7 protein-coding genes, 1 tRNA gene and 1 pseudogene are annotated in these 6,995 nt (G+C 61.1%); 6 read left to right on the forward strand and 3 right to left on the reverse strand.

Features of this window, described 5'->3' with window-relative positions:
- The 4 genes from Q8N40_RS12185 to Q8N40_RS12200 form a co-directional block, all read left to right on the forward strand.
- Window positions 1-389 (forward strand): NfeD family protein (locus Q8N40_RS12185; protein WP_305711992.1); only part of this gene is annotated, 389 nt, incomplete at its 5' end.
- Between the two features lie 12 nt (window positions 390-401).
- Window positions 402-1,187: a slipin family protein gene (locus Q8N40_RS12190; RefSeq protein WP_305711993.1), complete on the forward strand. Its 786-nt coding sequence runs from the start codon at window positions 402-404 to the stop codon at window positions 1,185-1,187.
- Window positions 1,188-1,494: 307 nt separating this feature from the next.
- Window positions 1,495-2,940 (forward strand): glycogen synthase GlgA, encoded by a 1,446-nt coding sequence (gene glgA / locus Q8N40_RS12195; RefSeq protein ID WP_371135682.1) that lies wholly within the window; start codon window positions 1,495-1,497, stop codon window positions 2,938-2,940.
- Between the two features lie 448 nt (window positions 2,941-3,388).
- The gene (locus Q8N40_RS12200; RefSeq protein WP_305711994.1) at window positions 3,389-3,661 is read left to right on the forward strand and encodes a hypothetical protein; all 273 of its coding nucleotides are present in this window, start codon (window positions 3,389-3,391) and stop codon (window positions 3,659-3,661) included.
- Window positions 3,662-3,842: 181 nt separating this feature from the next.
- Here Q8N40_RS12200 and Q8N40_RS12205 read toward each other — a convergent pair.
- Window positions 3,843-4,081: pseudogene (locus Q8N40_RS12205) on the reverse strand (transposase); the annotation flags it as partial.
- 212 nt (window positions 4,082-4,293) lie between these two features.
- Window positions 4,294-5,019 (reverse strand): lipoyl(octanoyl) transferase LipB, encoded by a 726-nt coding sequence (gene lipB, locus Q8N40_RS12210; protein ID WP_305711995.1) that lies wholly within the window; start codon window positions 5,017-5,019, stop codon window positions 4,294-4,296.
- Window positions 5,020-5,086: 67 nt separating this feature from the next.
- Here lipB and Q8N40_RS12215 point away from each other — a divergent pair, with 67 nt between their 5' ends.
- Window positions 5,087-5,329, forward strand: coding sequence for a FliM/FliN family flagellar motor switch protein (locus Q8N40_RS12215; RefSeq protein ID WP_029584764.1), 243 nt, complete (start codon window positions 5,087-5,089; stop codon window positions 5,327-5,329).
- Window positions 5,330-5,500: 171 nt separating this feature from the next.
- A tRNA-Leu gene (locus tag Q8N40_RS12220) sits at window positions 5,501-5,585 on the forward strand.
- A gap of 84 nt (window positions 5,586-5,669) precedes the next feature.
- Here Q8N40_RS12220 and Q8N40_RS12225 read toward each other — a convergent pair.
- A partial coding sequence (locus tag Q8N40_RS12225; RefSeq protein WP_305711996.1) for a VCBS domain-containing protein occupies window positions 5,670-6,995 on the reverse strand: 1,326 nt, incomplete at its 5' end.

Here is a 6,995-nt window from a genome sequence, read left to right on the forward strand (position 1 = left end):
CAGAGGTGTTTACGCCGGGCCTCGGAATTCTCGGTATTGGCGGGCTGACCGCGTTCGTCACCGGCTCCTTGTTCCTGTTCGATCCGGCCGGAGCCGATATCGATATCTCGGTGTCCTTGCCGCTGATCATCGCCTCGGCAGCGACGACCGGCGCTCTCGCCCTGTTCGCGCTGGGTGCTGCTGTGAAGGCTCGAAGTCGTCCGGCTCTGACCGGCGCAGAACAAATGATCGGAAGCGTCGGAGAGGTGGTCGAGTGGAACGGCCTTCAAGGCCGCATCCGTGTCCACGGTGAAATGTGGAATGCCCGCGCCAAGCTGCCCTTAGCTCCCGGTGACGCCGTGCTGGTCGTTCAACGCGAGAACCTAACGCTTCTCGTCACATCCAAATAAAGGGAGGCTTTCATGCTGTTTCCGCCCGACATTCCGGCCCTTACCGGGTTTGCAATACCCATTCTGATCCTTCTCGCTCTGCTGGGCTATTCGTTCCGTATCCTGAGGGAATACGAGCGCGGGGTTGTGTTCATGCTTGGGCGCTTCTGGAAGGTAAAGGGGCCCGGACTGGTTATCATCGTGCCGTTCATCCAGCAGATGGTACGGGTCGACCTGCGAACGCGAGTGCTTGACGTCCCACCCCAGGACGTCATTTCGCGCGACAACGTGTCGGTCCAGGTCAATGCAGTGATCTATTATCGAGTCCTGGATCCGGAAAAGGCCATTATTCAGGTCGAGCACTACAACATGGCTACCAGCGAACTGGCGCAGACGACTTTGCGTTCGGTCGTCGGCCAGCACGAACTCGATGAGATGCTTGCGGAACGCACCAAAATCAACGCTGATGTCCAACGTATCCTCGACGAGCAGACGGGCGCGTGGGGCATCAAGGTCTCGAACGTCGAGTTAAAGCATATCGATTTGAACGAGATTATGGTGCGCGCCATCGCCAAGCAAGCTGAGGCCGAACGCCTGCGGCGCGCGAAGATCATAGACGCCGAGGGCGAACAGCAGGCGGCGGAGAAACTCGCTGAGGCGGGTGCAATCCTTTCCGGCCGGCCGGAAGCCATGCAACTGCGGTATTTGGGCGCACTGCAGAACATTGCGGGCGAGCGAAGCTCCACGATCGTATTTCCGATACCGATGGACCTGCTCGAGAGGTTTGGGCTGGCCCCGGCGGCGAAATCCGAGAATTAGCGACACCTGATGGTTATGTCTGCTCGGGAGAGCAAAACAGGGAGGAAGCGATGTCCGCGCGAGCAAACGAGGTCTGATTTGAGGGATTAGGGCGGACCGATGTCGCGCTCGTCTGCGGAAAGAATGCGTCACCTTGATTTAGCGCAAGGACGGGCATTCGTAGGATGGTGTAAATTTCATCTAATGGACTGCCGTCACATTCGAGCCTGCACGCGCTAATTCTGACTGCACCAACCTGTCCTCTCCGATGCACCAAGGCCGATCGCGGCAGTTATGAGGATGCAGGTGAATATGAGGAGCAAAGCCGTTGCTGGCGAACACTCCACAATCCAGAGTTCTCTACGTTACCTCCGAGATGACCGATTTCGTCAAAGTCGGAGGGCTCGGCGATGTGTCCTCAGCCTTGCCGCGCGCCTTGCGCGTCCATCATGATGTCAGAGTCCTGATTCCCGGCTATCGCGAGGTCTTGGCGCACCAGGGCTCGATTTCGGTTGTCGCACGCCTTCCTGCCGCTGCAGGACTACCAGCTTGCGATCTAGGTAAGATCCAGATGCCCGACGGGCTCGTAGTATATATTGTCCTGTGTCCGGAGCTCTTTGATCGGGATGGATCTCCTTACGGCGACCGCTCAGGAGTCGACTGGATCGACAACGATGTCCGTTTCGCGCGTCTCGGTTTGGCAGCAGCGGAGATGGTGTCTGGTCTCGCCGATCCCGACTGGAAGCCGGATCTTCTGCACCTGAACGATTGGCCGTCAGCCCTCGCGCCGGCTTTTCTCGCCTGGCGCGGCTACTCCATCCCGACGATCCTCACAATTCACAACCTGGCCTACCAGGGTCTGTTCGGCGCCGATCGTTTACCCGCGCTCGGGATACCTCAAACTTCATTCCAGATCGACGGCGTGGAATTTCACGGCAAGCTATCCTTTCTCAAGGCGGGCATCTTCTACGCTTCGCATGTGACGACGGTCAGTTCGACCTATGCGCGAGAGATTACGACACCTGAATTCGGGTGCGGACTTGAAGGTCTGCTGCGGGCGCGATCCGATCAAGGGCGGTTAACCGGCATTCTCAACGGGATCGACGAGACCTGGGGTCCGCAGTCCAGCCAGCGACTTTCCGATGCGCTGGAGAACAGCGACTGGGCTGGCAAACCGGCCAACGCCGAGCAGGTGCGCAAGACGTTCGGGCTTGCGGTTTCCCGCGGTCCCTTGTTCGCCGTGGTGTCGCGCCTGGTCCATCAGAAGGGCATCGATCTTACGATACAGGCGGCGGAAACCCTTCTGCGCGAAGGCGGACAGTTGGTCGTTACCGGACGTGGCGAGACCCACCTGGAGTCCGCACTGAGGAAGCTTGCGGCGCGTCATCCAGGCAAGGTCGGGGTCAGGATTGGGTTTGACGAAGCCGAAGCTCGTCAAATGTTTGCGGGCAGCGATTTCCTGTTGATGCCCTCCCGGTTCGAGCCCTGCGGCCTCAGTCAGATGTATGCGCAGAGCTTTGGAACCCTGCCGGTGGCGGCCAGGACCGGCGGATTGGTCGACACTGTCGAAGATGGAGTGACCGGCTTCCTCTTGAAGGAGACCTCGCTACCCGAACTTCTCGGCGCACTGTCTCGCGCCGTGGATATCTTTGCATCGCCCCGAAAGCTCAAGGCGATGCGCCGCGCTGCGATGCAGCGCCGTTTCGGATGGGGGCTGCCGGCGCAACAGTACAGCGACGTTTATGGAACCGCCGCCGCCAGTGGCGCCGGTTGACCTTGAGTGTAACGCGCCCGCTGCCTGTTAACTCGCAAGCCACGGCGCGAGTAACACAGGCACTGTAAGGATTTCGGCTAATTGGGAGGTGGTGATGAAGAAACTGCTAAGGTATCGGGCAATGGAAAGTGTGTGCCGTCAACGCGCTACTTTCTGTCCCGAAGAAAGCTGGAAATGGCTTGCTGAAGCCGAGATGTGGAATCACAAAGCATTTGGGTGCCCCGATCGGCCTGAGACAAGCAACGTTGGGACGCGCCAGTCCGCAACGTCGCACAATACCGGCAATCTGTGTGATCGCGCCCATGGCGAGCGTCCTGGATAACGCTGCCAGGTGAGAAATGCGAACCAATGAATGGAAGCTGAGCGGACCATCGAGAGGATGGTTCGTCAGGGCCGAGGCGCAGCAGCAATGCCAACCCCGCCATTCGCGTTACTGCAGGAGGCTCTGATGTCCGTCGATTGCGGCCACGATGATCTCGCTTCTGCTGTCCGTTATGCGTTGCAGAGCACCCGCGCCATCGCGGCGTGCCCCTTCCATCCAAACATGAGTGTCCGCGTGGGAGATGACGCAGCCGAGAACCATGCCTGTGTCCGCGCCAGCAAAATCATCAAGAGTGACGGGACGACATGGAACCGGCAACTGTTGCTCGAAGAGATTAAAAGGCAACTCGGCGATGCAGCAGATGGTGTTTGCCCTGTTTGTGCGCCTCAGAATTCCTAGTCTAGCCCGCATTTCTCTCACACAACTGAATGCTTTCGCGAAATGCCCTGGTATTTTTCCGGGCGGCAAAGGTTGGGCATGCGGGATGTTGGCGCCGAATGAGCTGCGAGCGGTGGATGTTTTCGGGCCTCCGTGGGCCGGTGTGCGATGCCGCGCGATCGGCGCGCCGCCGCGACCCATGTCAGACGGGTGAGGCGCGCGCCTTGGCAGCGCTGTCGAGGCGTCGGGCGGCGCCAGCCCATTTGTCCGCGGCTGGCCAGGTCGAGGCCATGGCGATCCGGACGCGGCGTCCGGAGATGCCGATCAGCGCCCCGATCTTGAGGAACTTGAGCCTGATGGTGCCGCAGGTGGCATTCGCCAAGACGGTGTTGGCCAAATCATGCGCCGCAGCGCGCAGATCGGCACATAGGCTATTTGAGCTGCTGCCGGTTTGGTGGACACCCGGTTAAGCGTTGATTTGCCCGCCACCGCCGCGCAGTCCTCGCGACCGGCAGTGAGCTTGCCCGCCAGCAGCGCCTGCATCGGATCATGCCGCAGTTGGTCGTGGTCGTTGAGGTCCTCGTGACCAAGCGTAGTCCCGAACCCCGCTGGCCTGCAAATTGGCTACCTTATTCTCCACCAAATCCTGGCGGTCACTCCGTCGCTTCCGGCAGCCGGGTTTTCGCTGACCCGAAAACCTCGTCAAACGCCTGCCGGAGCACGATATCGACGTCGGCCGTGGTCAGGGGCAGGCCGAGATCGGCGAGGCTGGTGACGCCGTAGCGCGGATCGACCACGCCGCAGGGCACGATGGCCTCGAAATGGGTCAAATCGGGTTCCACGTTGATCGAGATACCGTGGAACGAGACCCAGCGCCGCAGCCGGACGCCGATCGCGGCGATCTTGTCTTCATGGCCGGCGCCCTTGTCCGGCCGCTTGACCCAGACGCCCACGCGATCCTCGCGGCGCTCGCCGCGGACGTTAAAGGCCGCAAGCGTGCGGATGATCCATTGCTCGAGGCCCGCCACATAGGCCCGCACGTCGGGCTGCCGTCGCTTCAGGTCGAGCATCACATAGGCCACGCGCTGGCCGGGGCCATGATAGGTGAGCTGGCCGCCGCGCCCGGTTGCGAACAGCGGAAACCTGGGATCGAGCAGGTCGGCATCCCGGCCGCTGGTGCCGGAGGTGTAGAGCGGGGGGTGTTCCAGCAACCAGACCAGCTCGGGCGCCAGATGGGCGGCAATGGCTGCAACCCGCGCTTCCATGGCTGTCACGGCCTCGGGATAGGGCACCGGGGCGTCCGACACCACCCACGCGACGGCGCCGCCGGCAGGGCCGGCAAACGCCGTCAAATCGAGGTTTTCGCGGTCATTAACCATTGGCTAACCATAACGTGGTGATCTCGAACCACGCAATTTTGCATTTGTCAGTCAGTCCGGGTCGCCAGTGCCAACCCTCGATAAAGTCAGCGTCGACCTCATGGTGGTCCTCGGCACCACCACGATGCCCATCCATCAGGTCATGCGCCTCAGCCGTGGCGCCATCATCGAACTGGACGCCACCGAGGCGGACGAGGTCAAGATCCTCGCCAACAACCTGCCGATCGCCAGCGGCGTGGTGCTGGTCGACCGCAACCGCATCGCGGTCGAGGTCAAGCAGATGCTGCCGAAATCGCCGGGTACCCGGTAAGCTACTCTTCAGGACCGGAATTCCTCGATACTTCCCTGCATTTCCACAGCTTTCCGCCAGCCGCAATGAAGTCCCGGCAGGCCTTGTCCCTCCACCATTGATTTGTTACATCCGCGCCGTTGATCCGGTCTTCGACCGGGTTCGGCCGGATCCTGTGCCGAACTGAAACTAGCGCTCGTGGCGGAATTGGTAGACGCGCTGCCTTGAGGTGGCAGTGAGTAAAATCGTGGGGGTTCGAGTCCCTCCGAGCGCACCACAAATGGCTCGCGAATCCAGTCGTATTCCGGGAATGGGGACGCAAATCCCGCTGAGTTCCGGAAGGCCTTCGCCGAGACCGCGATCAACTGCCGACGAAGAAGCCGTTGTTGCCCTGGATGGCGACGACAGCCGTCTGCGGCGTCACGCCGCCGTGCAGGTCGTCGATCTCCAGCGTGTAGGTCAGCGTGAGGATGTCGGAATCGCCAAGATAATCAAAGACCGAGGAATTCGCGTTGAACTCGAGTTGGAACGAGCCCGGCGTCGAACTCGATGGCTCAAGCACGCTTGACGCCTGCATTAGTGCGATCAATGCGGTATCGTCCGTCGTAGAAAAGCTTCCCGTTACCCCGGTTGCTTCGACATGGGTTATCCGGGCGGCGTGCAGATCGGTCAGGTCGACATCGGTGAACGTGACCGGGATGGACGCCGTAAGGATACCCGGGCTGGTTGGAACGTCGATGTCCTGTTGCGCTATGGCATAAACGGCAGGCGCGTCGTTGGTGCCGGTGATGGTCACCGAAATGGTCTTGGTGACCGTGAAGCCGTTGTTGTCGGTGAAGTCGACCGTGAAGGCCTCGATCCTGCTGTCGCCATCGCCGAGATACTCGGTGGCCGAAGCCGGCACGTTGTAGGTCCAGGTCAATTCGCCGCCGGTGCCGGTGCCGGTGGTGTCGGCGGTGACGGTCGCGGTGAGCGCGCCCAGCGCGGTGTCGGAGCCGGTATAGATGCCGGTCGCCGACACACCATGCACGTCGGTCAGGTCGACATCGGTGAAGGTGATAGTGCCGCTGTCGGTCAGGTCGCCGGACGGGGTGACCAGCTCGGTCACGTCGCCGGCGAGGTCCTCGGCTACGATCAGCGGCGCGTCGTTGGTGCCGGTGATGGTGACCGTGATCGGCGTTAAGACAATGCCGCCGCGATGGTCATCGAGGGTGGCGGTATAGGTCAGCGCCAGGATTTCGCCGTCGGCGAGGAAATCGAAGCTGTTGTCGGGGAGGTCATAGGACCAGGTCACCGAACCATTGTTGGCATTGGCGCCATCGGGCGTCAGCGAGAGCGACGCCTCGACGGCGGTGATAGCAGCCTGCTGTTGTGCCGTCAGCCCGGTGAAGTCCGTATACAGGGTCGTCTGGCTGTCCTGGTAGGTGAATGAAGTGAAATGCGCACTGACGGTCGGACGATCCGTCAGATCGACATCGGTAAAGGTGATGGTGCCGCCGGCATGATCGGGCGGCGTGGTATTGCCAGTCATGCCGACCAGTTCGATAAAGCCATCGCTGGTCGCGGTGATGGTCGGGATATCGTTGGTGCCCTGGACGGTCACCGTCAGTGTCAGCGGTACGATGACGATGCCGCCATGGCCGTCGTCGACGGTGGCGTGATAGGTCAGGACCAGCGTTTCGCCGGC

It is taken from the genome of Bradyrhizobium sp. (assembly GCF_030693485.1).
Lineage (GTDB): Bacteria > Pseudomonadota > Alphaproteobacteria > Rhizobiales > Xanthobacteraceae > Bradyrhizobium.